Source organism: Kutzneria buriramensis (assembly GCF_003387475.1).
GTDB classification, from domain to species: Bacteria; Actinomycetota; Actinomycetes; order Mycobacteriales; family Pseudonocardiaceae; genus Kutzneria; species Kutzneria buriramensis.
Genome location: NZ_QUNO01000015.1, coordinates 229,708 through 256,398, shown reverse-complemented (window position 1 = coordinate 256,398; position 26,691 = coordinate 229,708). Strand labels below are relative to the sequence as shown.

The window sequence follows — 26,691 nt, the reverse complement described above, 5'->3', positions numbered from 1 at the left end:
CCTGTGCCCGTTGGCTTTCCACCCCTGCCGAAACCGAATTCCCCACCCTGCAGGCAAAACCGCCGCACCAACAGCCGGGATCCGCCGCCCGGCCGGTGCCTCCTGCGGTGCGAACCCCCCCCGTACCCCCGAGAGGCGAGACCTCAATCATGCGCAGAAAACGCAACCTCGTGCTCGCCGCCGTCCTGGCGGCCAGCACCATCGTCCCGTTCGGACTGACGGCGTCGGCGGCGCCCGCCGCGCCGCTGGCCACCACCTTCAGCGACGACTTCGACGGCCCGGCCGGCAGTCCCGCCGATGGCGGCAAGTGGAGCTACGAGACCGGCGACAACGTCAACAACCACGAACTCGAGTGGTACACGGCCGGCTCGAACAACGCCGCGCTGGACGGCCAGGGCCACCTGGTGATCACCGCCAAGCGGGAGAACCCCGGCAACAACAACTGCTGGTACGGATACTGCCAGTACACCTCCGCCCGGCTGAACACCGCGCAGCGCTTCACCCAGGCCTACGGCCACTTCGAGACGCGCATGCAGCTGCCGCGCGGCCAGGGCATGTGGCCGGCGTTCTGGATGCTGGGCGACAACATCGGCGACCCGAACGTGGGCTGGCCGAACAGCGGCGAGATCGACGTGATGGAGAACGTCGGTTTCGAGCCGGGCTCGGTGCACGGCACCATCCACGGCCCCGGCTACTCGGGCGCGAACGGCGTCGGCGCCGGCTACACGCTGCCGAACGGCCAGGCCTTCGCCGACGGATTCCACACCTTCGCCGTCGACTGGTCGCCCAACAGGATCACCTGGTCCGTGGACGGAAACGCCTACGAGACAAGGACTCCGGCCGACATCAACGGCAACCGCTGGGTGTTCGACCACCCGTTCTTCATCATCATGAACCTGGCCGTCGGCGGCTACTGGCCCGGCAACCCGGACGGCAACACGCAGTTCCCGGCCAAGCTCGTCGTCGACTACGTGCACGTGACCACCAGCGACAACGGTCCCCCGCCGGGCGGCGGCGGCACGATCACCGGCCTCGGCGGCAAGTGCGTGGACGTGGCCGGCGCCAACAACGCCAACGGCACCGCCGTGCAGCTCTACGACTGCAACGGCACCAGCGCCCAGCAGTGGTCGCATCCTGGTGACGGCACCATCCGCGCCCTGGGCAAGTGCCTGGACGTCTCCGGCGGCGCCACCACGAACGGCACCGTCGTCCAGCTCTACGACTGCAACGGGTCCGGCGCGCAGAACTGGGCCGTGTCCGCGGCCAACGACATCGTCAACGTCCAGGCCAACAAGTGCCTCGACGCCAGTGGGAACAGCTCGGCCAACGGCACCCGGCTGCAGATCTGGGACTGCTCCGGCGGCGCCAACCAGAAGTGGACGGTGAACAGCTGATGAGAAGACGACTCCTGACCGTTCTCGCCGGCTTCCTGTTGGCGCTGACCAGTTTCGCCGGCGCCCCGCAGGCGTTGGCCGCCGACCCGGGCGGCCCGTCCGCGAGCCAGCTGCTCGCGAAGGTCACCAACTGCCAGCAGATCTCCAACGGCAAGTACGCCACCGACGAGGGCCAGGCGGCCACGATCCCGGTGTGCCAGGCCAATGGCGCCGTCTTCTTCAAGGCGGACATGGACGTCGACTGCGACGGCCAGCGCACCGCGCAGTGCAACGAGCAGACCGACTGCTGCTTCTACCCGGACACCGCTTTCCACACGTCCACGGACCAGCCGCTGGACGCCGCGAAGCTGCCCTACATCGTGCTGCCGAGCCCGTCGCCCACCTGGGACTACCGCACGGCCGGCATCGACGGCGGCGCGGTGGTCGCGGTGATCTACAACAACCAGGTGACCTACGCGGTCGTCGGCGACACCGGTCCGACCGGCATCATCGGAGAATCCTCCTACGCCACCGCGCAGTCGCTGGGCATCAACCCCGACCCGCGCAACGGCGGCACCGACAGCGGCGTCACCTACATCGTGTTCCCGCACTCCCAGGTGAACCCGATCGAGAGCCATGCCAGCGCCGTCTCGCTGGGCCAGCAGCTCGCCAATCAGTTCGTCGGTGGCGGCAACCCGCCCCCGCCGCCTCCGGGTGGCACGATCACCGGCCTCGGCGGCAAGTGCGTGGACGTCGCGGGCGCCAACAACACCAACGGCACCGCCGTGCAGCTCTACGACTGCAACGGCACCACCGCCCAGCAGTGGACCGCCGGCTCCGACGGCACGATCAAGGCCCTCGGCAAGTGCCTCGACGTCGCCGGCGCGAATCCCGCCAACGGCACCAAGATCCAGCTCTGGGACTGCAACGGCAGCGCCGCGCAGAACTGGTCGCGCCCCGGCGACGGCACCGTCCGTGCCCTGGGCAAGTGCCTGGACGCCACCAACAACAGCTCCGCCAACGGAACCCGGCTCCAGATCTGGGACTGCGCCGGCTCCGCGAACCAGAAGTGGACGGTCGCATGATCAGGAAGTCCGTGGCGCTGCTGACCGGCGCGCTGGGCGTGGCCGCGATGGCGGTCCTGCCGGGCGTCGCCTCGGCGGCCACCGGCGCGATCACCGGCCTCGGCGGCAAGTGCGTCGACGTCGCCGGCGCCAACAACACCAACGGCACCGCCGTGCAGCTCTACGACTGCAACGGCACCACCGCCCAGCAGTGGACCGTCGGCGGCGACGGCAGCATCCAGGCGCTGGGCAAGTGCCTGGACGTGGCCGGCGCGAACCCGGCCGACGGCACCAGGGTGCAGCTGTGGGACTGCAACGGCACCGCGGCGCAGCAGTGGACGGTCGGCTCCGACGGCTCGATCCGCGCCCTGGGCAAGTGCCTGGACGCCACCAACAACAGCTCCGCCAACGGGACTCCGCTCCAGATCTGGACCTGCGCCGGCTCGCCCAACCAGACCTGGTCGACGTCGGGCGGCACCACTCCCCCGCCGCCGCCTCCGCCGCCGAACGGGGCGATGGCCGTCGCGCCGTACTACTTCAACGGCTGGGGCAACCCGCCGGACCCGCGCACGGTCATGAGCGCCACCGGCGTCAAGTGGTTCACGATGGCCTTCGTGCTCAACAACGGGTACTGCAACCCGATGTGGGACGGCGGCCGGCCGCTGACCGGCGGCGTGGACCAGAACACCATCAACACCATCCGGTCGGCCGGCGGCGACGTGGTGCCGTCGTTCGGCGGCGCCGAGGGCAACAAGCTCGAGGCGTCCTGCAACAACGCGGGCGACCTGGCCGGCGCGTACCAGAAGGTGATCAACACCTACGGCCTGAAGGCGATCGACCTCGACTTCGAGGGCGACATCTACGGCAACACCACCATCCAGCAGCGGCTGGTGGACGCGCTGAAGATCGTCAAGGCGAACAACCCGGGCATCGTCGAGTACATCACCCTCGGCAGCGGCCAGAACGGCCCGGGCAACGACCTGATCACCCGCGCGGCCAACTCCGGGCTGACCGTGGACGTGTGGACGATCATGCCGTTCGACTTCGGCGGCGCCGGCCAGGACATGGGACGACTGACCGCGCAGGCCACCGACGGCCTGGAGCGGGCGGTGCGCGACGCGTACCACTACAGCGACGACGTCGCCTACCGGCACAGCGGGCTGTCCTCGATGAACGGCATCACCGACAACAGCGAGATCGTGTCGGTGGCCAACGCACAGGCCATGCTGGCCTACGCCAACCAGCACCACCTGGGCCGGTTCACCTACTGGGCGACCAACCGGGACCGGCCGTGCCCCGGCGCCTACCCGAACGACGACACATGTTCGGGGGTGTCGCAGAACGCCTGGGACTTCACCAGGACATTTGCGCAATACCAGGGGTGAAGTGACCTGACAGGACGGCGCGGGGGAACCCGCGCCGTCCGTATGCTCCTTCCGGTGCAGCGTATGGAGCACTGGCAGAGCAGGCTCGACGAACTGGCCCGGCGGCACGGCGTGCCGGGCGCGGTACTGGGGATCTCCTCCCCGTCCTGGACCGGGGTCGCCGCGACCGGCGTGCTCAACTGCCGGACCGGCGCGCCGGTCAGACCGGATTCCGTGTTCCACCTGGGGTCCATCACGAAGGTCTTCGTCACCACCGCGGTCATGCGGCTGGTTCAGGATGGCCGGCTGGACCTCGACAAGCCCGTGTCGGCGGTGCTGCCGGAACTCGCCCTGGGCGACCGGGACGTGACCGATCGGGTGAGCCTTCGTCACCTACTCACCCACACGAGTGGCATCGACGGCGACGTGTTCGTCGACACCGGCCGCGGCGACGACTGCATCGCCCGCTACGTCGACCAGCTCGCCGACGTGGCCCAGAACTCCCCGCTCGGCGCCACCTGGTCGTACTGCAACTCGGGATTCAGCCTGGCCGGGCGGGCGATCGAGCAGGTGACCGGGCAGGTGTGGGACGCCGCCATGCGCGAGCTGGTGTTCGATCCGCTGGGGCTGGCCGACACCCTCACCCTGCCGGAGGACGCGCTGCTGCGCTCCACCGCGGTGGGGCACATGGTTGAGGATGGTAGGACGATTCCCGTGCGGCAGTGGCAGCTTCCGCGTTCCATCGGCCCCGCGGGACTCATCGCGTCCACCGTCTCGGACCTGATGACGTTCGCTCGACTGCACCTCGACGGCGGCGGGGGACTCCTGACAACGTCGTCACTGGAACAGATGCAGGCCGAACAGGTTCAAGTGGACGCCAAGTACTCGCTCGCCGAGACGTGGGGCCTGGGCTGGGCGCGGCTGGTGTGGGACGGGCAGTGCCTGATCGGACACGACGGCTCGACCATCGGCCAGCAGGCGCACCTCGTGCTGCTGCCGTCGCAGGGGTTGGCGGTGGCGCTGCTCACCAACCGGCGGACCCCTCACTTGTACGAGGACCTCTTCCGGGAGATCTTCGCGGAGGTCGGCGTCGACATGGCCCGGCAGCCGGTGCCGCCGGCGGAGCCGCTGGGGCTGCTGCCCACCGACTACGTCGGCGTGTACGAGCGGGCCGGGCAGCGGATCGAGGTGCTGATCGGGGACGGCGGGCCGATCCTGCGGGTGACCACCCTGGGCAAGCTCGCGGAGTACGTGTCGGATCCGGTGGAGGACCTGCCGATGGTCGCCCTGGAGCCGGATGTGTACCTGGTGCCGCTGACCGGCAGCGACCACTGGCTGCCGGTGTCCTTCTACCAGCTGGCCGACGGCTCGCCGTACCTCCACTTCTGCGGCAGGGCAAGCGCTCTTCGTGTCTGTCCGCCAAGATAGGTATCGGCAGATGGCAAGGCCCGCGAGGTCGCGCCGGTCTCTGGACCGCGGCGTTGCGTCGATCGAGTCTTTCCATCGATCGACACAACGCAAGGGAAGAGACCGGCCTTGGAGCGACCTCGCCCCGCGCGGAACGCGCGGCAGGATTACGTAATCACTGCCAAGACACTGCGTCTCATCGTGCTGCTCGGCATCGCCGGCGGCTTCCTCGACGCGTTCACGTTCGTCGCCCACGGCGGCGTGTTCGCGAACGCCCAGACCGGCAACGTGGTGCTGCTGGGCGTCGCCGCCGCGCACGGGGACGCCGCCGGCGCGCTGCGGCACGTGCCGCCGCTGATCGCCTTCGTGCTGGGCGTGGCCGCCGCCGAGACGCTCACCCACCCCCGCGTGGCGCCCCTGATGCGCCGCCCGATCCGGGTCGCGCTGGTGATCGAGATCGCCGTTCTCCTGGTGGTGGGCGCGATCCCCACCTGGTTCGCCGGCTCGGCCGTGGTGCTGGCGGTGGCCTTCGTCGCCGCCTTGCAGAACGCAACATTCGGCACGGTCCGCGAGTGGTCGGTGAACACCACGATGACCACCGGCAACCTCCGGACCGCCGCCCGCGCCACGTACCGCGCCGTCTTCCGGCGCGACGCCGAGGCCGCCACGCAGGCCCGCGCCTTCGGTCTGGTCGTGTTGTCGTTCCTCGTCGGCGCGGGCGTCGGCGCGCTGGTCGCGGAGCTGGTCGGCAACATGGCGGCCTGGGGCGCGGCGCTGCTGATCGTGACTGGTTTGGGCCTTTTCTTCCTTGACGAGCGGCCGCCGGGTTAGGGTGCCGGCGGCACCGAGCAGGGGGGAACTACATGAAAAAGTACCTGGTCACGGCCATGGCCGGCTTACTGCTGCTGGCCCCGACCGCCTACGCCGCCACGCCGTCCACAGTGATCTCCGCGCCCAGCCCGTACCCGGCGGGCTGCGACCACAAGGACCCGGTCGGCACCAACTACCCGAACGCCGAGGTGCAGCCGGACATCGCGGTCGACCCGCGCAACCCGGCGCACATGGTGAGCGCCTGGCAGACCGACCGGTGGTCGGGCGTCGGCGGCCACGGCCTGGTCACCGCCGCCACCTTCGACGGCGGCCGCACCTGGACGCGGGCCACACCGGCGGTGTCCACCTGCGCCGGCGGCGGCTTCGACCGCGCCACCGACACCCAGGTGACCATCGCCCCGAACGGCATGGTCTTCCTGGTCTCGCTGAGCATGAACACCGTCACGCCGCAGGGTGATCACGCGCTGCTGGTGGTGAAGTCCGGCGACGGCGGCCGCAGCTGGGGCGCGCCGACGACGATCATCCGCGAGGGCACCGGCGACACCTCGAACATCTGGAACGACCTGCCGGCGATCTACGCCACCGGCCGCGACGTCTACGTGGCGTGGGACCGGATCAACCTGAACGACGGCACCGCGCCGATCTACCTGGCGCACAGCGCCGACGGCGGCGCGACGTGGGGCGAGCCGCGCAAGGTCGTGGACTTCGGCGCCGGCAACGGCGTCTCCGGCGTCCGGCTGGCCACCGCCCAAGGCAATTCAACCCTAGACAGTTCAACCCAAGGCAGTTCAACCCATGGCAGTTCAACACAGGGCAACCTGGTCGCGTTCTTCTCGTACTACCAACTCAAGCCGGACGGCAGCTACGACCAGTCCTGGCAGTCGATCCGCTCCGCCGACCACGGCGAGACGTGGTCCGCGCCGACGGTCGTCGGGCCGGTCAAGTCCGTCGGCACCACCGAGCCGGGCGGCAAGGGCGTCCGCGACGGGCACGACATCTTCGGGCAGCTGGCCGCCGGCCCGCACGGTGAACTCCGTGCGGTGTGGCAGGGTTCGCAGTTCGCCGGCGATCACGACGGCGCCGTGCTGGCCACCTCCACCGACGGCGGCGCCACCTGGTCCGCGCCGGTTCCGGTCGGATCCTCGCCGGCGCAGCAGTTCATGCCGGCGGTGGCGGTCAATTCCGACGGCGTCGTCGGCGTCACCTACTACCAGCTCGACAGCACCGGCACGAGCTACTGGCTGGCCACCTCCGCCAACGGAACCTCCTGGCGCACAAGCAAGTTGGCCGGCCCGTTCGACATCACGGCGGCGCCGGTCGTCAACGCCGGCCAATACTACGTCGGCGACTTCCACGGCATGGCCGCCGCCGGGCCGTGCTTCGTGTCGGTGTTCGCGAAGACCAACAGCGGGCAGCCCGACAACCGCACCGACATCGTCTTCACCGTCGGATAGCGCCCTTGGCCCGAACGGCAGCCGCCCGCGGGGTCCCGCGGTCCACCCGGAAGGTGTACTCCGCGGGCGCTGACGTCGGGTTATGTTCGTCACGTGTGGGACAGCGACGATGCTGACGAGTTCATCCGCGGCGCGATGCGGTGGCACTTCGACCCGGCCACCGGATCGCCGTTCTGGCTCGCGCAGGCGTCGTCGCTGGGCTTCGATCCGCGGGTCGACGTGCGGTCGGTGGCCGACCTCCGGCTGTTCCCGAACGTCGTCGACGAGCTCCGGCACGTGCGGCCCGAGCAGCTGATCCCGCGCGGCTACGGGGATTCCGCCGAGATCGTCGGCGTGTACGACAGCGGCGGCACCACCGGGGCGCCCAAGCGGGTGGTGTTCCTGGACGACTGGCTGCAGCGGATGATCACGCACATGCTGGAGCCGCTGGACCGGCTCGGCGTGCCGCTCGGCCTGAACTGGCTGGGAATGCTGCCGACCGGCCCGCACGCCGTAGGGCACTTCATCGGGATGGCCGCCCGGGCGCGGCGGGGCCTGATGTTCAACATCGACCTGGATCCGCGCTGGGTGCGCCGGCTCATCGTCTCCGGGCAGCAGGCCCAGGCCGAGGCGTACATCGACCATCTTGTCGAGCAAGCCTCACAGGTGCTGCTGAGCCAAGAGATCGGCGTGCTGATGACCACGCCGCCGCTGCTGGAGCGGTTGGCGCGCCGGGACGACCTGCTCGCGGCGATCACCGAGAACGTGCGGCTGATCATGTGGGGTGGGGCGCACATGGACACCGACACCCACGACCTGTTCCGCAACGAGGTGTTCCCGGGCATTCCGCTGCACGGCGTGTACGGCAGCACCATGATCATGGGCGGCGCGAGCCAGCGGCTCGGCGACACCGAGCTGCCCACTTTCGACGGCTTCGGCCCGTACATCACGTTCTCGGTGGTGGACCCGGTCTCGCTGGAACCGGTGCCGTACGGGGTGCGCGGGCAGGTCGTGACCAGTCACGTCAGCAAGTCCATGCTGCTGCCCAACAATCTGGAGCGGGACACCGCCATCCGTGTGCCGGCGCTGCCCGGTCAGCCCGGCGATTCGCTCGCGGATCTGGCGCCGGTGCAGGTGTTCGGCGACGAGGCCGTGGTCGAGGGCGTGTACTGACGATGCTCACTGTGGACGCCCTCGGCCCGTCGGGTCCGTATCGGACGCGGAACCAGCTGGTGATCGCCGACGTCACCGGCGCCGAGGTCGCGACGGTGAGCCTGGTCCCGCGGCTGTTCGTCACTCGCACCATGGCGGTTTTGGGGCGGGCTTCTTCCCTGCCCTTGGCGGCCCGGTTGGAGGCCTTGGACGCCGCCGGTTCGCTGTTCGCCGCGGAGTCGTCGGAGTATGTGGCGCTGGTGAGCCGGGTTTCGGGGTTACCGATGGCCGACGTGGAGGCCGCCGCCGCCACGATCTCCGACGCCTGTCGCACCGCTTACGAGGCCGCCCAACGGGCCCGCCCCGCCGGCGCCGCCGAGTCCCTGTCCGCTGTGGACGTCGGTGGGCTGTGGACGCGCCGTGGCAACGTGTTCGCCGTGCATGCCGCCGGCAACCATCCCGCCGTGCATTCCCTGTGGCTGCAAGCGCTTGCGCTCGGCTACCGGGTCGCCGTGCGGCCTTCCCGCCGGGAGCCGTTCACCCCGTACCGGCTGATCTGCGCGCTGCGGGCCGCCGGCTTCGGCGACGACCACGTTGTGCTGCTGCCGTGTGCGCACGACGTCGCCGACGAGATCCTGCGGTGCGCCGACCTCGGCATGGTGTACGGCGGCGACTCGGTGATCGCCAAGTACGCCGGCGATCCCCGCGTGCTACCGCAGGGGCCGGGGCGCAGCAAGATCCTCGTCACCGCCGACTCCGACTGGGCGCCCGTGCTCGACATGATCGTGTCGTCCATCGCCCACCACGGCGGTGTCGGCTGCATCAACGCCACCGGCGTGCTGATCGAAGGCGACCCCGCGCCCCTCGCGTCCGCCCTCGCCACCCGGCTCGCCGCCCTCCCCGACTCCGTGCTGCCCCGCTACCCCCTCGACGCCGCCCTGGCCCTTCGCGACCACCTCGCCGTACGGGCCGCCGGCACCCGCCCGCTGCTCGGCGCCTCCCAGCTCGTCACCGACCTCGGCGACGGCTCCGCAGTGCTCCGCCCCACCCTGCACCTGCTCCCGTCCGCCTCCTGCCCCCAACTCGGCGCCGAGCTCCCCTTCCCGTGCGCCTGGGTCGCCCCTTGGCACCGCTCCTCCGACGGCCTGGCTCCCCTGCGCCACACCCTCGTCCTCACCGCCGTCACCCGCGACGACTCCCTCATCGCCTCCCTCGCCGCGGACCCCACCATCTCCAACCTCTACCTCGGCAACCGCCCCACCACCTACGTCCACCCCCATCTCCCCCACGACTCCTACCTCCCCGACTTCCTCATGCGCACCACCTCCTTCGTCTCACCCCCGCGAGTCGCGCTCTGGGGCACACCGAATGCACGTCTCAGGCGCAACTGAACTGAGACTCGGGCGTCGAATCTGCCCGAACCCGGCATTCGCCCTGACGCTGGGCGGGACTCGCGGGGGTGCGGGCATGACCAGGGAAATCCCCAGATCCGGCAGTCGGAGGATTGAGATCAACCGGAACGGGTAATCCCCGGCGTGATGAGGGGAGGACAGATGGACGAGCACCCCCGCAAGGACGGCATGGTGCGGCTGCTGGTGCGCACCGCGGTGGACCGGATGCAGGCGTCGGACCCGGACGGCGCGCTGGACGCGTTGACGGCGCTGTACCGGGGCGCCGACCACAGTCCCCGCGAGGCCGCGGACGTGCTGGCCGACGCCTCGGCGGACATGTTGAAGTCCCTGTGCACGCAGGTCAGCGATGGTGCACCGATCAAGATGCAGCTCGGCGACACCGAGGGCAACGAGATCCCGATCGACGATATCGACCCGCCGCTGCGGGCCAGCTTCCGCGCGGTGATGGCCCTGGTCAACGCCGACGAGCAGGCCGCCGACATCCAACTGGACCTGGTGTTCGACCGGCACGATCCGGAGGAGGACACCGTCGCCCTGATGCACCTGCTGCTGTGGACCACCGATCTGCTGACGGCCTGTCGGGAGGGCGGCGCCCGGGCGCCGGACTGGCTGGTCGACTCGTCGGCCGGCTAGAACGAGAAGGAAGCGCCCCTGATGAACACCTTCGAGGAGACGGTCGAGCTCGCGGTGCCGCTGCGCACGGCCTTCGAGCAGTGGACCTGTTACAGCTCCTCGCCGCGCCCGGTGACCGCCCAGCGCGAGGGCGAGCTGGTCGCCTGGCCCGGCGGACGCGTCACGTTCCACTACGTCGACACGCACACCACCAGACTGGTGCTGCGCGCCGATCCGGACACCACGCCCGCCGGAATCCTGCTGCGCTTCAAGGAGTTCGCGGAGAACGAGCCGGTGGCCGCGCCGGCCGCCCGCCAGTACTGGCGCGTGGAAAGAGCCTGATCGGGTTACCCCCGTGGGGGTAGTTTCGCGCTCGGGGCCCCGCCGAGTTTGGTAGGCAGACATCAGCACGGGGAGGAGTCACGCTGATGTCGCCAGGCACTCCGATCTTCGACCAGCTGGCCGCGGCCAGCGGCCTGCACTGGGTGACGCTGCCGGACGGCCGGATCAGGGTCGCCCTGGGGGAACCCAGGAAGAAGGAGCAGCAGCCGGAGCCAGCCACGCCAGCGCACCGGTCACCAGTGCCGTGACGCCGCCGTCCAGGGTGGGCTGGACCAGCGGCGCGAACCGGGGAGAGTGGTTGGACGGGATGTCCCGGTCGAAGGTGCCACCGGTGTAGGCGGCCAGGAAGGTGTCCTGGTCGATGCCGCCGAACAGCCAGTAGCAGGTGGGCACGCCGGCGGCGGTGCCGAAGTGGCCGAAGTCCTCGCTGCCGGTGACCAGCCCGGGATCGACGATCACCGGGAACGCCTCGGCCAGCGCCGCCTTGGTGCGCTCCATCGCGGCCTCGTCGTTGACCAGCACCGGGGTGGCGTTGCTCAGGCTGATCTCCGGCTCGGGCGCGCCGGCGGTGGCCGCCTCGCCGCGCACGATCCGCTCGATCGCCGCCAACACCCGCGCGCGCACCTGCTCGTCGAAGGCGCGCACGTTCACGCCCAGGTCCACGTGCTCGGGGATGATGTTGTCCCGGGTGCCGCCGTGGATGGTGCCGACGGTGACCACCGCGTGGTCCTTGGCCGACACCTCGCGGGAGACGATGGTCTGGAGCCGCAGCACGGTGGACGCCGCCAGGACCACCGGGTCGACGGTGGTCTCCGGCCGCGAGCCGTGCCCGCCCTTGCCGTGCAGCCGCACCTCGACCGTGTCGGTGGCGGCGAAAGCCGGCCCGGGGTGGCAGCCGAGCCAGCCGGCCGGCAGCGGCGCGAGGTGCTGCCCGAGCGTGATGTCTGGCTTCCCGAACCGCTCGTACAGGCCGTCCTCGAGCATCGCCACGGCGCCCGAGACGACCTCCTCTGCCGGCTGGAAGACGCCGAGGATGGTGCCGGACCACTGGTCCCGGCCGCGGGCGAGCAGGTCCAGCGCGCCGATCAGGCAGGTGGTGTGCATGTCGTGCCCGCACGCGTGCATCACGCCGTCGACGGTCGACCGGTACGGCAGGTCGGTCTGCTCCTCGACCGGCAGCGCGTCCATGTCCGCGCGCAGCAACACGGTCGGCCCGGGTCCGTTGCGCAGCACGGCCACTACGCCGGTGCGGCCGACGCCCGTGGTGACCTCGTAGCCGGCGCCCTCGACGCGGCGCGCGACCTCGGCGGCGGTGCGATGCTCCTGGTACCCCAGCTCCGGGTGGGCGTGCAGGTCCCGGTACAGGTCTTCGAGACCGGACCGGACGTCGTCAAGGCCCTTCATCACGTTCTCGCGCGCCGAGGTCATGCTTCGCACACTACAGAGCGATTCTGCGTTCCCCTGAGGTGATCTTCAGGTCGTTGATGCTGGCGTAGCGCCGCGCCATGAGGCCATTCTCGTCGAATTCCCACTGCTCGTTGCCGTAGCTGCGCCACCACTGGCCCGACTCGTCACGCGACTCGTACTCGAAGCGCACCGAGATCCGGTTGCCGGTGAAGGCCCACAGTTCCTTGCGCAGCCGGTATTCCTGCTCCCTCGCCCATTTCTGCCGGAGGAACTCGCGGATCTCGTCGCGCCCCTTGAGGAACACGTCCCGGTTCCGCCATTCCGAGTCCTCGGTGTAGGCCATCGCCACCCGGTCGGGGTCGCGGGTGTTCCACGCGTCCTCGGCGGCCTGCACCTTCGCGCGGGCGGTCTCCTCGGTGAACGGCGGCAGCGGCGGTCGCTGGTCGGTCATGGTCGACTCCTTCAAGGTGGAGAACGGTCGTTCTCCGGGCTACCCTAGGAGAACGATGGTTCTCTACGCAAGGGTGGCGGCGGATGGTCGAGCGCGCGGACGTCCTCGAGAAGGCGGAGGCGCTGTTCTACGAGCGGGGCGTGCAGCAGGTGGGCATGGACGAGGTGCGCACGGCCGCCGGCGTCTCGCTCAAGCGCCTGTACCAGCTGTTCCCGTCCAAGGACCGGCTCGTCGAGGAGTACCTGCTCGCCCGCGACGCGCGCTGGATGAACGCCGTGACCGCGCACGCGATCAATGCCGACAACCCCGTGCTGGCCGTCTTCGACTGGCTGGCCGAGTGGTTCGCCGAGCCGGACTTCCGGGGCTGCGCCTTCGTCAACGCCTACGGTGAGCTGGGCACCGCGTCGCTGGCCGTCGCCACCATCGCCCGCCGGCACAAGGAGGCTTTTCGGGGCCTGTTCAGGGATCTGGCCGACGACCAGGAACTCGGCGACCAGCTCACGCTGCTCGCCGAGGGCGCGATCACCATGGCGGCGATCACCGGCACGGCCGAGCCCGCGCATCAGGCCCGCCGCGCCGCCGAAGGGTTGCTAGCCCTGTTTCACGGTTCGCATGAGAACCGCCGTCTCCAGTGACGTGATCGCCCGCAGCGGCGCGACGCGCTCGGTGAGGTACCGGTACAGGTCGCCGCTGTCCCGGCAGGCCACCACCGCGACCAGGTTGGTCGGCCCGGTCGTCGCCGCCACGAACGACGTCTCCTCGTGCCGGGCAAGGCGTTTGCCGACATCGACCAGCGCGTGCGGCGGCACCGTCAGGTACAGCCGGGCTTGCGTGCCGAAACCGAGCACCGCCGCCGGAATGTCCACTTGGTATGAAACGACGCCATTGTGCCGCAACAGATCCAGTCGTCGGCGCACGGTCGACTCGGACAGCCGCGCCTGTGCCGCCAGCTCCGCGCACGAGGCCCGGCCGTCGACGGCCAGCAACGCCAGCAGGGTCAGATCGGCGGCGTCGACCTCTGTTCGGGCAGGCCTTGGTTCTTCCGGTCGCAAGGAAGCCACCTGATCGTCGTCCAGGCACCGCAGCCTGGACCAGTCCGACGGCAGCGTGAAGGCGTTCAGCACCGAATGCGCGCTGACGTCGAGGACCCGGCTGGCCCGCGGCAGTTTCTCCAGCAGGATCGACTCCTCGCCGGGTGCCAGCTGCGCGTGGCAGGAGATCTCCGCGCCGCCGGACATCACGTGCACCCAGAAGATGTCCGGACGCTTCGCCAAGGCCTTGGCCAGCGGCATCGCGACATCCGGCGTGCAGCGCAGGCGCAGCGTCCAGGCGGTGCGGCCGAACAGCACGCCGTTGGCCACGCCGACCACCCGCAGCGCGGCGACGGCCCGCAGCCGCTTGTACCGGCGGGCGACGGTCGTCTCGGACACGCCGAGCACGTCGGCGACCCGGCTGAACGGCACGCGGCCGTCGAGCTGGAGCGCGTGCAGGAGTCCGCGGTCAATGCCGTCCAGAACGACAGATTCCGTCACATCAGGCAACTCTAGTGCCGGAATGCGAGCTCACGACCGGCGATTGCGCCGGCAACGATGCAGACTCGGCCCCATGCAGCTCGACTACGCCGACTACGAAACCCTCTACCAGGGCAAGACCATCAACGGGCCGATCCCCTTCGGCGGCATTCCGTGGGACATCGCCGCGCCGCAGCCGTCGATCACCGGCCTCGACTTCCGCGGCGACGTCCTCGACGTGGGCTGCGGCCTCGGCGACAACGCGGCGTTCGTCGCGGCCCAGGGCCTGCCGGTGACGGCGGTGGACAGCAGCCCGACCGGCATCGACCTTGCCCGCAAACGCTTTCCGGACAGCGGGATCCGGTTCTCCGTGACCGACGCGATCACCCTGCCCGGCCCGACCGAGGCCTTCGACACGGTGCTGAGCTGTGCTCTCCTGCACTGTTTGGCCCCGGCCGACCGGATTCCCCACCTCCACGCCGTGCACCGCGCCACCCGGCCCGGCGGCGTCATGCACCTCATCGTGTTCTCCGATCGGGTGATCGACGGCCTGGCCTCGCCGATGTCAATGTCCGAAAAGGACGTCCGAAACCCGTTGTCGGCCACCGGCTGGACGATCGAGGAGCTGGGCGAGTCGACCCTGGTCGCCGACGGCGCGACCATGGCCCCGCTGTTCGACCAGCAGGGGCTGCCGCACCGGGACCGGCCCGAGATGGCCTGCTGGGTCGTGCGCGCCACGCGAACGTGATCCAGAACACCGAAACTTTCCGAATGGGTCGACCGCGGGATGCGGGCTGGCATCGGCTTCCCGATAGCGTTTAGCTGAATCCGTCGACCCGTGAGGAGCCCCTGTGACCGACCTGAACATCCTCGGCATCTCCGGCAGCCTGCGCGCCGGCTCGTTCAACACGGCGCTGCTGCGCAACGCGCAGAAGCACGCGCCGTCGGGGACGAGCATCTCGCTGTACGAGGAGCTGGGTCAGCTGCCGCTCTACAACCAGGACCTGGACAACGACGAGAACCTGCCCGAGGTCGCCGCCCGGCTGCGGCTGGCCATCGCGGACGCCGACGGCCTGCTCATCGCCACCCCGGAGTACAACTACTCCATCCCCGGCGGTCTGAAGAACCTGCTGGACTGGGCGTCCCGGCCGGCGGCGAGCTCCGTGCTGCGGCACAAGCACATCGCCATCATGGGCGCCTCGCCCAGCCAGTTCGGCACCGTGCGGGCGCAGCTGGCGCTGCGCCAGGTCTTCCTGTGGACGCACTCGCACGTCGTGATCAAGCCCGAGCTGATGCTGTTCGGCGCGGCCCAGCGGTTCGACGAGGCCGGCAACATCACCGACGAGACCACCATCGACATGCTGCGCGGCCTGCTGACCGCGCTGCACGAACAGATCCGAGGCTGAGCCATGACGCGCGGTTTCGTGCACTCCCCCGCCCCCACCAGGGTCGTCTTCGGCGCCGGCACGGTCACCGCGGTCGCGGAGGAGGTGCGACGCCTGGGCGGGTCCCGGGTGCTGCTCGTCGCCCGCGCGCGGCACGCCGAACGGGTCGCGGCGGCGCTCGGGGACCTGGTGGTGGCACGGTTCGACGGGGCGCGCATGCACACCCCGGTCGAGGTGACCGCGCAGGCTCTGGACGTGCTGAAGGGTGCCGCCGCGGACTGCGTGGTCGCGGTCGGCGGCGGCTCCACCACCGGGCTGGCCAAGGCGCTCGCGGTGCGCACCGGCGTGCCGCAGGTCATCCTGCCCACCACCTACGCCGGCTCCGAGGTCACGCCGGTGCTCGGTGAGACCGAGAACGGCCGCAAGACCACCCGCCGGTCGCCGGACATCCTGCCGGAGACCGTGATCTACGACGTCGACCTGACGCTGGACCTGCCGGTGTCGATCACCGTGCCCAGCGCGGTCAACGCCCTGGCGCACGCCGTGGAGGCGCTGTACGCACCGGACGCCAACCCGGCGGTCGACGCCGTTGCGCTGCAAGCGATCCGGGGCATCGCCCGCGCGCTGCCGGCCGTCGCGGCGAATCCGTCCGATGTGGACGCTCGAGCCGAGCTGCTGGAGGCGGCGTGGCTGGCGGGCTCCTGCCTGGCGGCGGTCAGCATGGGCCTGCACCACAAGCTCTGCCACCAGCTCGGCGGCCAGTTCGACCTGCCGCACGCGGAGACCCACACGGTGATGTTGCCGCAGGTCATGGCGTACAAGCAGAACGAGGCGCCGGAGGCGCTGGCGCGCGTGGCCGAGGCGCTGGGCGTGCCGGACGCGGCCGCCGGCGTCTTCGACCTCGTGCGGTCGCTCGGCGGCCCGACCTCCTTGCGGGAGCTGGGTCTGACCGAGTCCTCTTTGGACGGTATCGAGCCGGCGTCGGTGCTGCGCGCCGCCTGGGCGGGCGTGCGGCCGGACGGCGTGCCGGACGTGAGCGCGCTGACCGCGCAGGTGATCGCCAGCTTCGACGACACCCCGGACCCGCGCCTCAAGCAGCTGATCACGGATCTGGTGCGGCACCTGCACCACTTCGCCGTGAGCAACGACCTGACCGAGCAGGAGTGGCTGTTCGCGATCGGTTTCCTCACCCGCACCGGGCAGATCAGCGACGACAAGCGCAAGGAGTTCGTGCTGCTGTCCGACACGCTCGGCGTGTCCAGCGTGGTCGACGCGCTGACCAACTCGCGCAGCCCGCTGACCACGCCGTCGGCGGTGCTCGGACCGTTCTATGTGGAGGGTCCGCCGGCCATGGACCGCGGCGCGGACATCTCCGGCGGCCTCGACGGCGAGCCGCTGTGGGTGAGCGCGGCGATCACCGACACGGACGGCAAACCGGTGCCGGGCGCGGTCGTGGATGTGTGGCAGTCCAACAAGGACGGCTTCTACGACGTGCAACTGCCCGACCTCGACGGCCCGGTGCTGCGGGCGCGGTTCGTCGCCGACGACGAGGGCAGGCTGGAGTTCTGGACCATCCTGCCGCACGAGTACCCGGTGCCCGAGGACGGTCCGGTGGGGCAGATGCTCGACGGCACCGACCGACACCCGTACCGCGCGCCGCACGTGCACTTCATGATCGGCGCGCCCGGTTTCCACACGCTGGTCACGCAGCTGTTCGTCAAGGGCGGCCTGTACCTCGACTCCGACACGGTGTTCGGCGTCAAGGAGGACCTGATCGTCGAGTTCGGGCACGGCGAGGGCGCGCCGCCCGCCGGGCGCGAGGTGGCGGACGGCTGGCGCCGGCTGGACTACACGTTCCGCATCGGCCGCTGATCCGCGAGTTCCTTGTCGTCACGGGGATTGAGCGCCGAGGCGAACACCACCGTCAGGGCGCACAGCACGATCGGCACCACGAACGCGATGTTCAGCGGGACGAGCCGGGTCAGGCCGCCGATGACGGCCGGCCCGGCCAGCAGGCCGACGTAGCCGAGGCCGACGACCCGCGCCATCAGGGCGCCGGCCGAGCGGTGGTCGAGGTTGCCGGCGGCGGTGAACAGCTGCGGCACGCCGCCGGCCAGCCCGAGCCCGAACAGGCCGTAACCCAGCAGTGCCACCGGAAGCGCCGGCGCGATCGTCACCAGGGTGATGCCGACGGTGGCGATCGCGCCGCCGTAGCGGACCACCCGGGTCGCGCCGACCAGCGCCGCCACCCGGTCAGTGGCGAACCGGCCGACGGTCATCGCCACCGCGAACGCGCCGTAGCCGAGCGCGGCGTCGCTGCTGGAGACGTTGAGAATGCCCTTGAGCTCCAACGCGGCCCAGTCGTTGGCGACGCCCTCGGAGAGCATGAACGCGAAGGCCAGCCCGCCCAGGATCCAGACCAGCGCGTTCGGGGCCGGCTTCGCCGGCGTGGCAACGGTTTCCTCGGGCGCGCGGTGGTGGTCGGCGTCGATGGTGAACCGGCCGCCGAGCAGCGCCGCCAGCACGCACACCAGGCCGGCCCCGGCCAGCGAGACGCCGGTCGGCACGTTCGCGTTCAGCACGGCCGCGCCGACGACGGCGGCGATCGCGCCGCCGATCGACCACATCGCGTGGAACGAAGCCATGATCGGCCGGCCGTAGCCGCGCTCCACGACCACCGCGTGGGCGTTCATCGCCACGTCCAGCGCGCCGTTGGCGAAGCCCATCACGACCAGCACCAGGCCCAGCGCCCACCACGAGGTCAGCCAGCCCGGCACGGCGAGCGTGACGCCGAACGCCGCCAGGAAGAACGGGGTCAGCCGGCGGGGGCCGAGCCGGTCCGCCAGCCGGCCGACGACCTGCATGCCGATCAGCGCCGAGCCGCCGAGCACGAGCAGCAGCAGGCCCAGCACGCTGTGCGGGACGCCGATCGCGCGCTCGATGTTCGGCAGCTGCACCAGCCACATGGCCACGCCGAAGCCGTTCATGCCGAAGATCAGGAAGGTGGCGAACCGGGCCAGCCGGAATCTCATGGGTTCTCGCATCAAGGCTCCATGGGGGAAACGTGCACCAGCACGCCGCGGTCGGCCAGCGCCGCGCGCTGGTCCTCGGGGGCGGTCGGGTCCGTGACGACGACGTCGGCTCGGTCGGCCGGGCAGACGTGGGCCAGCGCGGCGCGGTCCCACTTCGCGCCGTCGGCCAGCACGAAGCTGCGATGGGCGACCGCGAGCGCCTGCTGCTTGACCTCGGCGTCGGGCAGGTCGTAGGCCGTCACGCCGGCGTCCAGGCTGAACGCGCAGGGGCTGATCACCGCGACGTCGAAGCGCAGCTGCCGCAGCGACGCCAGCACGAGCGGGCCGACCAGGGCGAGTTCGCCCGGCCGCGGCTCGCCGCCCGGGATCAGCAGCCGAACCCTTGGCGCGTCGAGGAGTTCGGTGACGACGTGCAGCGACAGCGGCATCACCGTGACGGCGCGGTCGTGCAGCCGGCGGGCCACCTCCAGGGCGGTCGTGCCGCTGTCGAGCACGATCGTCTCGCCGTCGCGGATCAGCTCGACCGCGGCGCGGGCGATCGCCTGCTTCGCCGACGTCGACGACACCGCGCGGGCCGCGAACGGCGGCTCCACCCCGGCCGGCATCGCCGGCACCGCGCCGCCGTGCACGCGGCGCAGGACGCCGTGCGCGGCAAGGACGTCCAGGTCCCGCCGCACGGTCATCTCCGACGCGCCGGTCTCCGCCGCCAGCTCGGCCACGGTCACCTGCGCGGCGTCCCGCAGCCGTTCGACGATCAGCCGATGGCGCTCAGTTCCTCTCACCCCTGGGATGTTCGCACCTCCTGAGCGTTCGCACAAGTTCGTTGTTCGATCTGTCACGCCGCCTGTGCTTTTGCCGCTGCGGCATGATGGTCGAATGCGCGCCGTCGACACCGGGGGCTACCTGAAGGGCCGGATCCGCCGGGAGGACATCATCTCCGCGGCGGCCGTGGTCTACGGCGAGGTCGGCTACCACGGGGCGTCCCTGCGGGAGATCGCCAAACGGGTCGGCATGTCGCACGCGGGGTTGCTGTACTACTTCCCCACCAAGGAGGCGCTGCTCGCCGCCGTGCTGGAGCGGCGCGACGCCGAGGACGCCGAACGCGAGCAGCTGGACTCGCCGCCCGGGCTGGAGGTGCTGCGCCACTACCTCGCGCTGGCCTCGCACAACGTCCGCCACCCGGGCATCGTGGACCTCTACGCGCGGCTGGCCGCCGAGGCCGTCGCGCCGGACCACCCCGCGCACGAGTACTTCAAGCGTCACTACGACGAGGCGCGGGTCGGCGTCCGGGACTCGTTCCGGGTGCTGGCCGAGAGCGGCGAGCTGCGCGCCGGCGTCGACCCCGAGCAGGCCACCATCACGTTCATCGCGCTGATGGACGGCCTCCAGGTGCAGTGGCTGACCACCCCCGACGCCGTCGACCTGGTCGGCTCCCTCCGCTTCTACCTCCAGGCCCTGCTCACTGTCCCCCTCTGACGCAGGGAAGGACGCCTTACCCGCATTGAGCGCAGGTAAGGCGTCCTTCCCTGCATCGGACGGGGTCACAGGGTGGCGGCGTGCGGGTCCCAGCCGGCCGGCAGGGCCGGCGGGACGTCGATGGTGCTGGCGACCTCCACCGGGTGGCCGAGGGCGACGGACTCCTCGATGGCCAGCATGGCGTCGAGCACGTGGTACGCGAGCTCCCCCGACGCCCGTTCCGGGACGCCGGCCCGCACGGACCGGGCCAGTTCCAGCGCGCCGGTGCCCCGCTCGGCCGGATGCCCCTGCGCGGCAAGGGTTTCCACCCCGTCGTCGAGGTGCAGCACGGTGTCGCCGGTGAACTTGTTCGGGTCGGGCAGCACGGCCGTGCCGTCGGTGCCGGTGATCTCCAGGAAGCCCTGGCGGTCCAGCTTGGAGTCGAAGCTGAGCACCACCTGCGCCACGCCGCCGCGGTCGAACTCGACGAGCGCGCTGACGTTGGTCGGCACCTCCACCGCGAACTCCGTGCCGGCCTTGGGCCCGGTGGCGATCACCCGCCGGTCCCGGGCCCGGCCGCCGGCGGCGGTGACCCGGCGGATCGGCCCGAACAGCTGGACCAGTGCCGTCAGGTAGTACGGCCCGAGGTCCAGCACCGGCCCGGCGCCCAGCTGGAACAGGAATTCCGGCGACGGGTGCCAGCGCTCCGGCCCCGGCACCTGGAACAGCGCGATCCCCGACATCGGCGTGCCGATCCGACCGGCGTCGACGGCCCGGCGCGCGGTCTGCAAGCCGGCGCCGAGCACCGTGTCCGGAGCGCTGGCCACCCGCAGGCCCCGCTCACGGGCCCGGTCGAGCAGCTTGCGGCCGGTCTGCCGGTCCAGCGCCAGCGGCTTCTCCGCCCACACGTGCTTGCCCGACTCCAGCGCCGCCAGGCCCACGTCGACGTGCGCCGACGGCACCGTCAGGTTCACGACCAGCTCGATCGCGGGGTCGGCGAGCAGCTCTGCCACCGTGCCGGAATGCGGCACGCCGTACTTCGCCGCCCGCTCGGCGGCGCGGGCCGTGTCGAGGTCGGCGACGGACAGCACCCGCAGGTCGGGGAAGCTGGTGAGGTTGGTCAGGTACGTCTCGCTGATGACGCCGGCGCCGATCACGCCGACGCCCATCGGGCCCGTCACGGCTCCAGCCCCAGCACGAAGGCGCGGCTCGCGGCGATGCCTTCGTAGATGTCGCCGTCGTACGCGTCGAACTCGACCACCCGCAGCGCCTGCGGCGCGGCGGCGAGCACCTCCGCCACCGGCACCTGCCCCTGCCCGGCCGGCACCTGGCCGGTGGCGTCGGTGTTCAGGCCGCCGTCCTTCACGTGGATCGCGCGCACCCGCTCCCCCAGCCGCCGCAACAGATCCGGCGCGTTCTCACCGCCCGCCGTCGCCCAGTACGTGTCGACCTCCAGCACCAGGGCCGGGTCGAGCTGGTCGGCGAACACCTCGAAGGCGCTGCGGCCGTCGAGCCGGGACTGCAACTCCCACCAGTGGTTGTGGTAGCCGACGCGCACACCGTGCTCGGCGGCGAGCTTCGCCGCGCCGTTGAGGGCGTCCGCGGTCGCGCCGATGTCGCCGCGGTCCTGCCACCGCTCCGTGCCGACGAACGGGTCGATCACCACCTCGATGCCCAGCTCGGCCGCGGCGGCGAAGACCGCGTGCTGGTCCGCGCCGATCAGCTGGGCGTGCGCGGTGGGCGCGGTCAGGCCGTTGTCGGGCAGGCCGGTGCGCAGGGTCTCGACGTTCTGGAGCACGCCGTACGGCTCGACGTGCCGGAAGCCGATCTCCGCCAGCCGCCGCAGCACGGCGGCCGGGTCCTCGGCGAACTTGTCACGGACCGAGTACAGCTGCACGGAAAGCTCGCTCATCCCAGCTCCTCACTTGGTGACGCCCGTCACCTCAGATTTCTACCAGGTGGTAGAAATCTGCGCCAGAGCTTTCTGGAACCGCTTCCACGCTCGCCGGGAAATGCAGGGAAGGGGACTTTCCCCGCGTTGAACGCGGGGAAAGTCCCCTTCCCTGCATCGGGAGTGCCTGAGAGTCACATTCGGGGTGTCTGGGGGCGCGACTCGCGGGGGTGGAGGGCCATGGTGACGGCCTGGTCGATGGTGAGGCGGGCGCCGGCGGTGTGGGCCTGGAGGTAGCCGTGGTCGCCGAGGGCGGAGCGGGCGAGTTGCTCGCACTGCTCGTGGGGGGCGGCGAAGTTGCGGGACCCGAACAGGGGAACGCCGACACGGGGCCAGATGCCGGCGACGGCGCCGAGGAGCCGGGCGGCGCGTTCGGCCTCGCCGGACAACGCGGCCAGCAGCGCCAGCAGCTCCACGCTCAAGGCGATTCCCAGCAGGTCGTTGAAGGTCTGCTTGACGGCGAGGCACTTCTTGGCGTGGGCGACGGCCTGCCCCAGGGCGCCCTCGAGGCACGCGGCGAACGCCAGCACGTAGTGGGCGTAGGCCAGCGCCCACTGCTCCCCGTGCTGCTCGCTGACGGCATGAGCCTCCTGCGCCAGCGCCACCGCGGCCGGCAGGTCGCCGGCGAAGGCGACGGTGATCGCCAGCCCGACCTTGGTCATGACGACGTTGCTGTTCAACTCGCCGAGCCCGGTCAACGACTTGTTCGCCTCGGCCAGCAGTTCCGACCCGGTCGCCAGCTCGTCGTCGAAGACGGCGGCTGCGCCCCGCACGTACGTCGCGTACGCCAGGGCCACCACATCCACCGACTGCGACCGGCACTCGTCGAGCATCTTCAACGCGGCGGCGGTGTCTCCCTGTAAGGTCGCCACGTATCCGTTGACCCACAGCGCCTTGTTCCGCTCAATACCAAGGTAACCCTTACGCAGCAACGCATCCAGCCACCGGCGTCCCTCGGCGAACACCCCGCAGCCGACCCAGTAGTACCACAGCGTCCCCGCCAGCCGGAGGCCGGCGGGGACATCCGATTTCAGGCAGAACTCCAGCGCCGCACGGAAATTCGCGCGATCGCCGTGGATGCGGGAGAACACCAGCGCCTGGTTCGGCCCGAACCACTCCCGCTCGCCCCACGACGCCACCCGCTCGAACCACGCCAGATGCCTGCGCCGCAACCCGTCCAGCGCGCCGGCGGCGATCAGCTGGTCGGAACCGAACTGCCGCAACGTCTCCAGCAGCCGGTACCGCACGATCCCGCCGACCTGCTGCGTCGACAGCACCGACTTGTCCACCAGCCGGGCCACCAGTGACAGCACATCCTCGCCGCCGCAGACGTGCTCGGCGGCCTCCAGGTCGAAGCTGCCGGCGAACACCGACAACCGGCTCCACAACGCCCGTTCCGCTGGCGTGCACAGCTCGAAGCTCCACTCCACGGCGGCCCGCATCGTCTGGTGCCGGGCCATCACACCGCGCCGGGCCCCGCTCAGCAACGCGAAGCGATCGTCCAAACGGGACAGAATCTGCTCCGGCGACAACGTCCGCAACACCAGCGTGGCAAGCTCGATCGCCAGCGGGATCCCGTCCAGCCGCTGGCACAGATCCGCCACCGTGCGCACGTTCTCCGGCGTCACCTCGAAATCGGCGACGACGGCCCGCGCCCGCTCGGCGAACAGCCGCATCGCGGCGTGCTCGACCGGCATCGGCGGCACGATCAGCACCTGCTCCCCCTCGACGCCCAGCGGCTGCCGGCTCGTCACGAGCACCAGCAGCCGCGGGCAGCCCTTCAGCAGCACGCTGACGAAGTCGGCGCAGGCGTCCAACAGGTGCTCGCAGTTGTCCAGCACCACCAACATGTCCTGGTCCCGCAGCACGTCGACCAGAACGTCCACAGGGGACCGGCCGGACTGGTCCCGCACGCCCAGCGCCTCGGCGACGGCGTGCGGCACCAGCGCCCGGTCGTTGAGCCCGGCCAGCTCCACCAGCCGCACCCCGCCCTGCGTCGTCGCCGACAGCTGCCCCGCACACCGCAACGCGAGCCGGCTCTTGCCGACGCCTCCGGTGCCGGCCAGCGTCACCAGCCGTCCACCGGCGAACATCCCGCCGAGCTTGGCCAACTCCTCCTCACGGTCGACGAAACTGGTCAGCTCGGCCGGCAGCCCGGTGGCGACGGCGTGCAACGACACCGGCGGCTCGTCCACCGGCTCCTCGGCGAGGATGGCGGTTTCCAGCCGTCGTAACCGCGTCCCCGGCTCCACCCCCAGCTGCTCCACCAGCGTCGACCGGGCACGGCGAAAGGTCGCCAGCGCCTCGGCCTGCCGCCCGGACCGGTACAGCGCCAGCATCAGCAGTTCCCACAGGCGCTCCCGAAACGGATGCGTGGCGACCAGCCCGGACAGCTCCCCCAGCACCTCGCCGTGCCGCCCCAGCGCCAACTCGGCGCCGATCAGGTCCTCCTGGGCGTCCAATCGGGCGTCCCCCAGCCGGGCGCACTCCTGCCGCACCCACTGCCCCTGCCGGCAGTCGTCGAGGGCGTCGCCACGCCACAGCGACAGCGCGGCGTGCAGTTGGTCGGCGGCGGCGCGGGGATCGCCGCTGGCCAGGGCCTGGTGCCCGCGCCGGGCCAGCGACTCGAAGCGCACGACGTCCACCGAGAACGGCGGGGTGCGCAGCAGATACCCGGGATCCCGGGTGACGATCATGTTCAACACGTTGGCGGAGCGCAGGTCGCGGCGCATGTGCGCGACATGGCTGCGCAGCGTCTTGGGCGCGGTCGGCGGCGCCTCGTCCCACAGCGCGTCGATCAACGCGGACGACGCGACGGGCTGGCCGGGGCGCACCGCCAGCCGCGCCAACAGGGTCCGGTGCCCCCTGCCCCGCAGTGCCACCGGCCCGAGCGGGCCGCTGATCTCGACGGGGCCGAGCACCCGCACTCTGATGTCTTCCAGCGTGGACACGAAGGCACGCATCGACGCCGGACGGCGGGTGCTCCATCGGCCAGCCGGGTGTATTCACCACACGGAACGGTGATTTAGCCCGGCCGGCCGACAGAAAACCTCACTCCTTGTCGATCCAGATGGCCGACGAGGGGCACACGTTGACCGCCTGGCGGACGTTGTCCTGCTCGCCCTCGGCCGGGTCGAAGGTCATCGGCGCGACGAGGCCGTCGTCGTCCTGGTCGAAGACGGCGGGCGCGGCCAGCACGCACTGGCCGGCGCCGACGCACCGATCCCTGTCCGCGGTGATGTGCATGGTGTGTTGCCTTCCCTCAGAAATTCACCGGCACCGAGTAGATACCGTAGATGCTGGCGTCGTCCTTGTACGGCAGGTCCGCCGCCGGCACGGCCAGGCGCAGGTTCGGCGCCTTCCGGAACAACGTCTCGAAGACGATCTCCAGTTCCATCCGGGCCAGGTTCTGGCCGAGGCACTGGTGGATGCCGTAGCCGAAGGCCACGTGGTGCCGCGCGCCGCGGTGGAAGTCCAGCTGGTCCGGGTTCTCGAAGACGCTGTCGTCCCAGTCGGCGGCCAGCCCGGAGATGATGACGCCCTCGTCCTTGCGGATGGTCACGCCGCCGACCTCGATGTCGTCGGTGGCCACCCGGGAGGTCGCGCTCTCCACGATGCTGAAGTAGCGCAGCATCTCCTCGATCGCCGCCGGCAGCAGCGACGGGTCGGCCACCACCTGCGCCTTCTGCCCCGGGTTCTCCAGCAGCGCCACCGTGCCCAGCGAGATCATGTTCGCGGTGGTCTCGTGGCCGGCGATCAGCAGCAGGATCGCGGTGCCGACGATCTCGTCGTGCGTCATCACCGGGTTCTCCCGGTTGCGCGCGATGAGCCGGCCGATCACGTCGTCGGTGGGCTCGCCCTGCTCCTTCTCGGTGACCAGGGCCTCCAGGAAGTCGTTGAGCTTGTCGGCGGACGCCCGGCGCTCCTCCGGCGCGGTCCTGCGGCTGATCAGCTTGCGCGTCCACTCGTGGAAGCCGTGCCGCTGCTCGTAGGGCACGCCCAGCAGCTCGCAGATCACCAGCGAGGGCACGGCCAGCGACACGTGCTCCACCAGGTCGGCCGGCTGGGGCGCGGCCAGCAGGTCGTCCACGCACCGGTCGACGATCTCCTGGACGCGGGGGCGCAGCGCGGCGATCCGGCGCACGGAGAACTCGCTGATCAGCATCTTGCGGTGGGGGCCGTGCTCGGGCGCGTCCAGGCCGATCATGGACCGGCGGATGCTGAGGCGGCTGTTCTGCTGGAACGCCTTGCGCTGCTCGGTGGTCAGCGCCAGCGGGAACGCCGGATGCGTGCGGTCGGAGCTCATCCGCGGGTCGGCCAGCACCTGACGGCTCAGCTCGTGCCCGGTGACCAGCCACGCAAGCTGCCCGTCGGGCATCCGGACCCGGCTGACCGGCGCCTCCTGGCGGATCTCCTTGTACTCGGCCGGCGGGTGCATCGGGCACTCGCGTGCCATCGGGAAGGACGGCAGGTCGGTGTCAAGCATGTCGGTCATGTGGACCACTCCCC

At 70.9% G+C, this 26,691-nt stretch carries 25 protein-coding genes; 15 read left to right on the top strand and 10 right to left on the bottom strand.

Annotated features, from left to right (window positions below; translation table 11 throughout):
* Positions 1 to 149 precede the first annotated feature (149 nt).
* From BCF44_RS38160 to BCF44_RS38115, 10 genes are all read left to right on the top strand, one after another.
* On the top strand, positions 150 to 1,394 hold the full coding sequence (locus tag BCF44_RS38160; protein ID WP_116179352.1) for a glycoside hydrolase family 16 protein: 1,245 nt from the start codon (positions 150 to 152) through the stop codon (positions 1,392 to 1,394).
* The gene (locus tag BCF44_RS58730; protein WP_116179351.1) at positions 1,394 to 2,458 is read left to right on the top strand and encodes a glycoside hydrolase family 75 protein; all 1,065 of its coding nucleotides are present in this window, start codon (positions 1,394 to 1,396) and stop codon (positions 2,456 to 2,458) included. Before BCF44_RS38160 ends, BCF44_RS58730 begins: the two co-directional genes overlap by 1 nt.
* Positions 2,455 to 3,822 (top strand): chitinase, encoded by a 1,368-nt coding sequence (locus BCF44_RS38150; protein WP_116179350.1) that lies wholly within the window; start codon positions 2,455 to 2,457, stop codon positions 3,820 to 3,822. Before BCF44_RS58730 ends, BCF44_RS38150 begins: the two co-directional genes overlap by 4 nt.
* Before the next feature lie 63 nt (positions 3,823 to 3,885).
* On the top strand, positions 3,886 to 5,229 hold the full coding sequence (locus tag BCF44_RS38145) for a serine hydrolase domain-containing protein (protein ID WP_116179439.1): 1,344 nt from the start codon (positions 3,886 to 3,888) through the stop codon (positions 5,227 to 5,229).
* 180 nt (positions 5,230 to 5,409) lie between these two features.
* The gene (locus BCF44_RS38140; protein WP_170217963.1) at positions 5,410 to 6,039 is read left to right on the top strand and encodes a YoaK family protein; all 630 of its coding nucleotides are present in this window, start codon (positions 5,410 to 5,412) and stop codon (positions 6,037 to 6,039) included.
* A gap of 32 nt (positions 6,040 to 6,071) precedes the next feature.
* Positions 6,072 to 7,493, top strand: coding sequence for a sialidase family protein (locus BCF44_RS38135; protein WP_116179348.1), 1,422 nt, complete (start codon positions 6,072 to 6,074; stop codon positions 7,491 to 7,493).
* 93 nt (positions 7,494 to 7,586) lie between these two features.
* Complete coding sequence (locus tag BCF44_RS38130) at positions 7,587 to 8,645, top strand: acyl-CoA synthetase family protein (RefSeq protein ID WP_246016040.1); 1,059 nt, start codon at positions 7,587 to 7,589, stop codon at positions 8,643 to 8,645.
* Between the two features lie 2 nt (positions 8,646 to 8,647).
* Positions 8,648 to 10,015 (top strand): aldehyde dehydrogenase family protein, encoded by a 1,368-nt coding sequence (locus BCF44_RS38125; RefSeq protein WP_116179347.1) that lies wholly within the window; start codon positions 8,648 to 8,650, stop codon positions 10,013 to 10,015.
* A 162-nt stretch (positions 10,016 to 10,177) separates the two neighbouring features.
* Complete coding sequence (locus tag BCF44_RS38120; protein WP_116179346.1) at positions 10,178 to 10,669, top strand: hypothetical protein; 492 nt, start codon at positions 10,178 to 10,180, stop codon at positions 10,667 to 10,669.
* Positions 10,670 to 10,690: 21 nt separating this feature from the next.
* Positions 10,691 to 10,990 carry a hypothetical protein gene (locus BCF44_RS38115; RefSeq protein WP_116179345.1) on the top strand — a complete coding sequence of 100 codons (300 nt, stop codon included), beginning with the start codon at positions 10,691 to 10,693 and terminating at the stop codon, positions 10,988 to 10,990.
* A gap of 165 nt (positions 10,991 to 11,155) precedes the next feature.
* Here BCF44_RS38115 and BCF44_RS38110 read toward each other — a convergent pair whose 3' ends face one another.
* Both BCF44_RS38110 and BCF44_RS38105 read right to left on the bottom strand, forming a co-directional pair.
* Positions 11,156 to 12,418 (bottom strand): amidohydrolase, encoded by a 1,263-nt coding sequence (locus BCF44_RS38110; RefSeq protein WP_211353402.1) that lies wholly within the window; start codon positions 12,416 to 12,418, stop codon positions 11,156 to 11,158.
* Between the two features lie 10 nt (positions 12,419 to 12,428).
* Positions 12,429 to 12,848, bottom strand: a complete 420-nt coding sequence (locus BCF44_RS38105) for a nuclear transport factor 2 family protein (RefSeq protein WP_116179344.1) — start codon at positions 12,846 to 12,848, stop codon at positions 12,429 to 12,431.
* Positions 12,849 to 12,931: 83 nt separating this feature from the next.
* Between BCF44_RS38105 and BCF44_RS38100 the strand changes: the two genes are divergently transcribed.
* Positions 12,932 to 13,483 carry a TetR/AcrR family transcriptional regulator gene (locus BCF44_RS38100; RefSeq protein ID WP_116179343.1) on the top strand — a complete coding sequence of 184 codons (552 nt, stop codon included), beginning with the start codon at positions 12,932 to 12,934 and terminating at the stop codon, positions 13,481 to 13,483.
* On the opposite strand, the gene BCF44_RS38095 is transcribed toward BCF44_RS38100, so the two are convergent.
* Positions 13,439 to 14,380, bottom strand: a complete 942-nt coding sequence (locus BCF44_RS38095) for an Lrp/AsnC family transcriptional regulator (RefSeq protein ID WP_246016039.1) — start codon at positions 14,378 to 14,380, stop codon at positions 13,439 to 13,441. The genes BCF44_RS38100 and BCF44_RS38095 overlap by 45 nt on opposite strands.
* Before the next feature lie 73 nt (positions 14,381 to 14,453).
* Between BCF44_RS38095 and BCF44_RS38090 the strand changes: the two genes are divergently transcribed.
* The 3 genes from BCF44_RS38090 (at position 14,454) to BCF44_RS38080 (ending at position 17,616) form a co-directional block, all read left to right on the top strand.
* Positions 14,454 to 15,107 carry a class I SAM-dependent methyltransferase gene (locus BCF44_RS38090; RefSeq protein ID WP_170217962.1) on the top strand — a complete coding sequence of 218 codons (654 nt, stop codon included), beginning with the start codon at positions 14,454 to 14,456 and terminating at the stop codon, positions 15,105 to 15,107.
* 103 nt (positions 15,108 to 15,210) lie between these two features.
* Complete coding sequence (locus tag BCF44_RS38085; protein WP_116179341.1) at positions 15,211 to 15,765, top strand: NADPH-dependent FMN reductase; 555 nt, start codon at positions 15,211 to 15,213, stop codon at positions 15,763 to 15,765.
* A 3-nt stretch (positions 15,766 to 15,768) separates the two neighbouring features.
* Entirely contained in the window at positions 15,769 to 17,616 is a 1,848-nt protein-coding gene (locus tag BCF44_RS38080; RefSeq protein WP_116179340.1) for a maleylacetate reductase and hydroxyquinol 1,2-dioxygenase domain-containing protein, read from the top strand.
* On the opposite strand, the gene BCF44_RS38075 is transcribed toward BCF44_RS38080, so the two are convergent.
* Together BCF44_RS38075 and BCF44_RS38070 are read right to left on the bottom strand one after the other, a co-directional pair.
* Entirely contained in the window at positions 17,592 to 18,788 is a 1,197-nt protein-coding gene (locus BCF44_RS38075; protein WP_116179339.1) for an MFS transporter, read from the bottom strand. The two genes, BCF44_RS38080 and BCF44_RS38075, sit on opposite strands and share 25 nt — an antisense overlap.
* The gene (locus tag BCF44_RS38070; protein ID WP_246016038.1) at positions 18,788 to 19,558 is read right to left on the bottom strand and encodes a DeoR/GlpR family DNA-binding transcription regulator; all 771 of its coding nucleotides are present in this window, start codon (positions 19,556 to 19,558) and stop codon (positions 18,788 to 18,790) included. The genes BCF44_RS38075 and BCF44_RS38070 overlap by 1 nt, the downstream gene beginning before the upstream one ends.
* A gap of 94 nt (positions 19,559 to 19,652) precedes the next feature.
* Here BCF44_RS38070 and BCF44_RS38065 point away from each other — a divergent pair, with 94 nt between their 5' ends.
* Positions 19,653 to 20,252 carry a TetR/AcrR family transcriptional regulator gene (locus tag BCF44_RS38065; protein WP_116179338.1) on the top strand — a complete coding sequence of 200 codons (600 nt, stop codon included), beginning with the start codon at positions 19,653 to 19,655 and terminating at the stop codon, positions 20,250 to 20,252.
* Positions 20,253 to 20,317: 65 nt separating this feature from the next.
* Here BCF44_RS38065 and BCF44_RS38060 read toward each other — a convergent pair whose 3' ends face one another.
* The 5 genes from BCF44_RS38060 to BCF44_RS38040 all read right to left on the bottom strand — a co-directional run bounded on the left by BCF44_RS38060 (position 20,318) and on the right by BCF44_RS38040 (position 26,677).
* Positions 20,318 to 21,412 carry a Gfo/Idh/MocA family protein gene (locus BCF44_RS38060; protein WP_246016037.1) on the bottom strand — a complete coding sequence of 365 codons (1,095 nt, stop codon included), beginning with the start codon at positions 21,410 to 21,412 and terminating at the stop codon, positions 20,318 to 20,320.
* Positions 21,409 to 22,143 carry a sugar phosphate isomerase/epimerase family protein gene (locus BCF44_RS38055; protein ID WP_116179336.1) on the bottom strand — a complete coding sequence of 245 codons (735 nt, stop codon included), beginning with the start codon at positions 22,141 to 22,143 and terminating at the stop codon, positions 21,409 to 21,411. Before BCF44_RS38055 ends, BCF44_RS38060 begins: the two co-directional genes overlap by 4 nt.
* 173 nt (positions 22,144 to 22,316) lie before the next feature.
* Positions 22,317 to 25,133 (bottom strand): AfsR/SARP family transcriptional regulator, encoded by a 2,817-nt coding sequence (locus tag BCF44_RS38050; protein WP_170217961.1) that lies wholly within the window; start codon positions 25,131 to 25,133, stop codon positions 22,317 to 22,319.
* A 100-nt stretch (positions 25,134 to 25,233) separates the two neighbouring features.
* Positions 25,234 to 25,428, bottom strand: a complete 195-nt coding sequence (locus tag BCF44_RS38045; protein ID WP_116179334.1) for a ferredoxin — start codon at positions 25,426 to 25,428, stop codon at positions 25,234 to 25,236.
* Positions 25,429 to 25,444: 16 nt separating this feature from the next.
* On the bottom strand, positions 25,445 to 26,677 hold the full coding sequence (locus BCF44_RS38040; RefSeq protein ID WP_116179333.1) for a cytochrome P450: 1,233 nt from the start codon (positions 26,675 to 26,677) through the stop codon (positions 25,445 to 25,447).
* Positions 26,678 to 26,691: the final 14 nt, after the last annotated feature.

What these genes read in the sequence shown, in the direction of transcription:
- BCF44_RS38160 (WP_116179352.1), top strand. Translation starts at nt 150, where the DNA reads ATGCGCAGAAAACGCAACCTCGTGCTCGCCGCCGTCCTGGCGGCCAGC.
- BCF44_RS58730 (WP_116179351.1), top strand. Translation starts at nt 1,394, where the DNA reads ATGAGAAGACGACTCCTGACCGTTCTCGCCGGCTTCCTGTTGGCGCTG.
- BCF44_RS38150 (WP_116179350.1), top strand. Translation starts at nt 2,455, where the DNA reads ATGATCAGGAAGTCCGTGGCGCTGCTGACCGGCGCGCTGGGCGTGGCC.
- BCF44_RS38145 (WP_116179439.1), top strand. Translation starts at nt 3,886, where the DNA reads ATGGAGCACTGGCAGAGCAGGCTCGACGAACTGGCCCGGCGGCACGGC.
- BCF44_RS38135 (WP_116179348.1), top strand. Translation starts at nt 6,072, where the DNA reads ATGAAAAAGTACCTGGTCACGGCCATGGCCGGCTTACTGCTGCTGGCC.
- BCF44_RS38125 (WP_116179347.1), top strand. Translation starts at nt 8,648, where the DNA reads ATGCTCACTGTGGACGCCCTCGGCCCGTCGGGTCCGTATCGGACGCGG.
- BCF44_RS38120 (WP_116179346.1), top strand. Translation starts at nt 10,178, where the DNA reads ATGGACGAGCACCCCCGCAAGGACGGCATGGTGCGGCTGCTGGTGCGC.
- BCF44_RS38115 (WP_116179345.1), top strand. Translation starts at nt 10,691, where the DNA reads ATGAACACCTTCGAGGAGACGGTCGAGCTCGCGGTGCCGCTGCGCACG.
- BCF44_RS38110 (WP_211353402.1), bottom strand. Translation starts at nt 12,418, where the DNA reads ATGACCTCGGCGCGCGAGAACGTGATGAAGGGCCTTGACGACGTCCGG.
- BCF44_RS38105 (WP_116179344.1), bottom strand. Translation starts at nt 12,848, where the DNA reads ATGACCGACCAGCGACCGCCGCTGCCGCCGTTCACCGAGGAGACCGCC.
- BCF44_RS38100 (WP_116179343.1), top strand. Translation starts at nt 12,932, where the DNA reads ATGGTCGAGCGCGCGGACGTCCTCGAGAAGGCGGAGGCGCTGTTCTAC.
- BCF44_RS38090 (WP_170217962.1), top strand. Translation starts at nt 14,454, where the DNA reads ATGCAGCTCGACTACGCCGACTACGAAACCCTCTACCAGGGCAAGACC.
- BCF44_RS38080 (WP_116179340.1), top strand. Translation starts at nt 15,769, where the DNA reads ATGACGCGCGGTTTCGTGCACTCCCCCGCCCCCACCAGGGTCGTCTTC.
- BCF44_RS38075 (WP_116179339.1), bottom strand. Translation starts at nt 18,788, where the DNA reads ATGCGAGAACCCATGAGATTCCGGCTGGCCCGGTTCGCCACCTTCCTG.
- BCF44_RS38065 (WP_116179338.1), top strand. Translation starts at nt 19,653, where the DNA reads ATGCGCGCCGTCGACACCGGGGGCTACCTGAAGGGCCGGATCCGCCGG.
- BCF44_RS38055 (WP_116179336.1), bottom strand. Translation starts at nt 22,143, where the DNA reads ATGAGCGAGCTTTCCGTGCAGCTGTACTCGGTCCGTGACAAGTTCGCC.
- BCF44_RS38045 (WP_116179334.1), bottom strand. Translation starts at nt 25,428, where the DNA reads ATGCACATCACCGCGGACAGGGATCGGTGCGTCGGCGCCGGCCAGTGC.
- BCF44_RS38040 (WP_116179333.1), bottom strand. Translation starts at nt 26,677, where the DNA reads ATGACCGACATGCTTGACACCGACCTGCCGTCCTTCCCGATGGCACGC.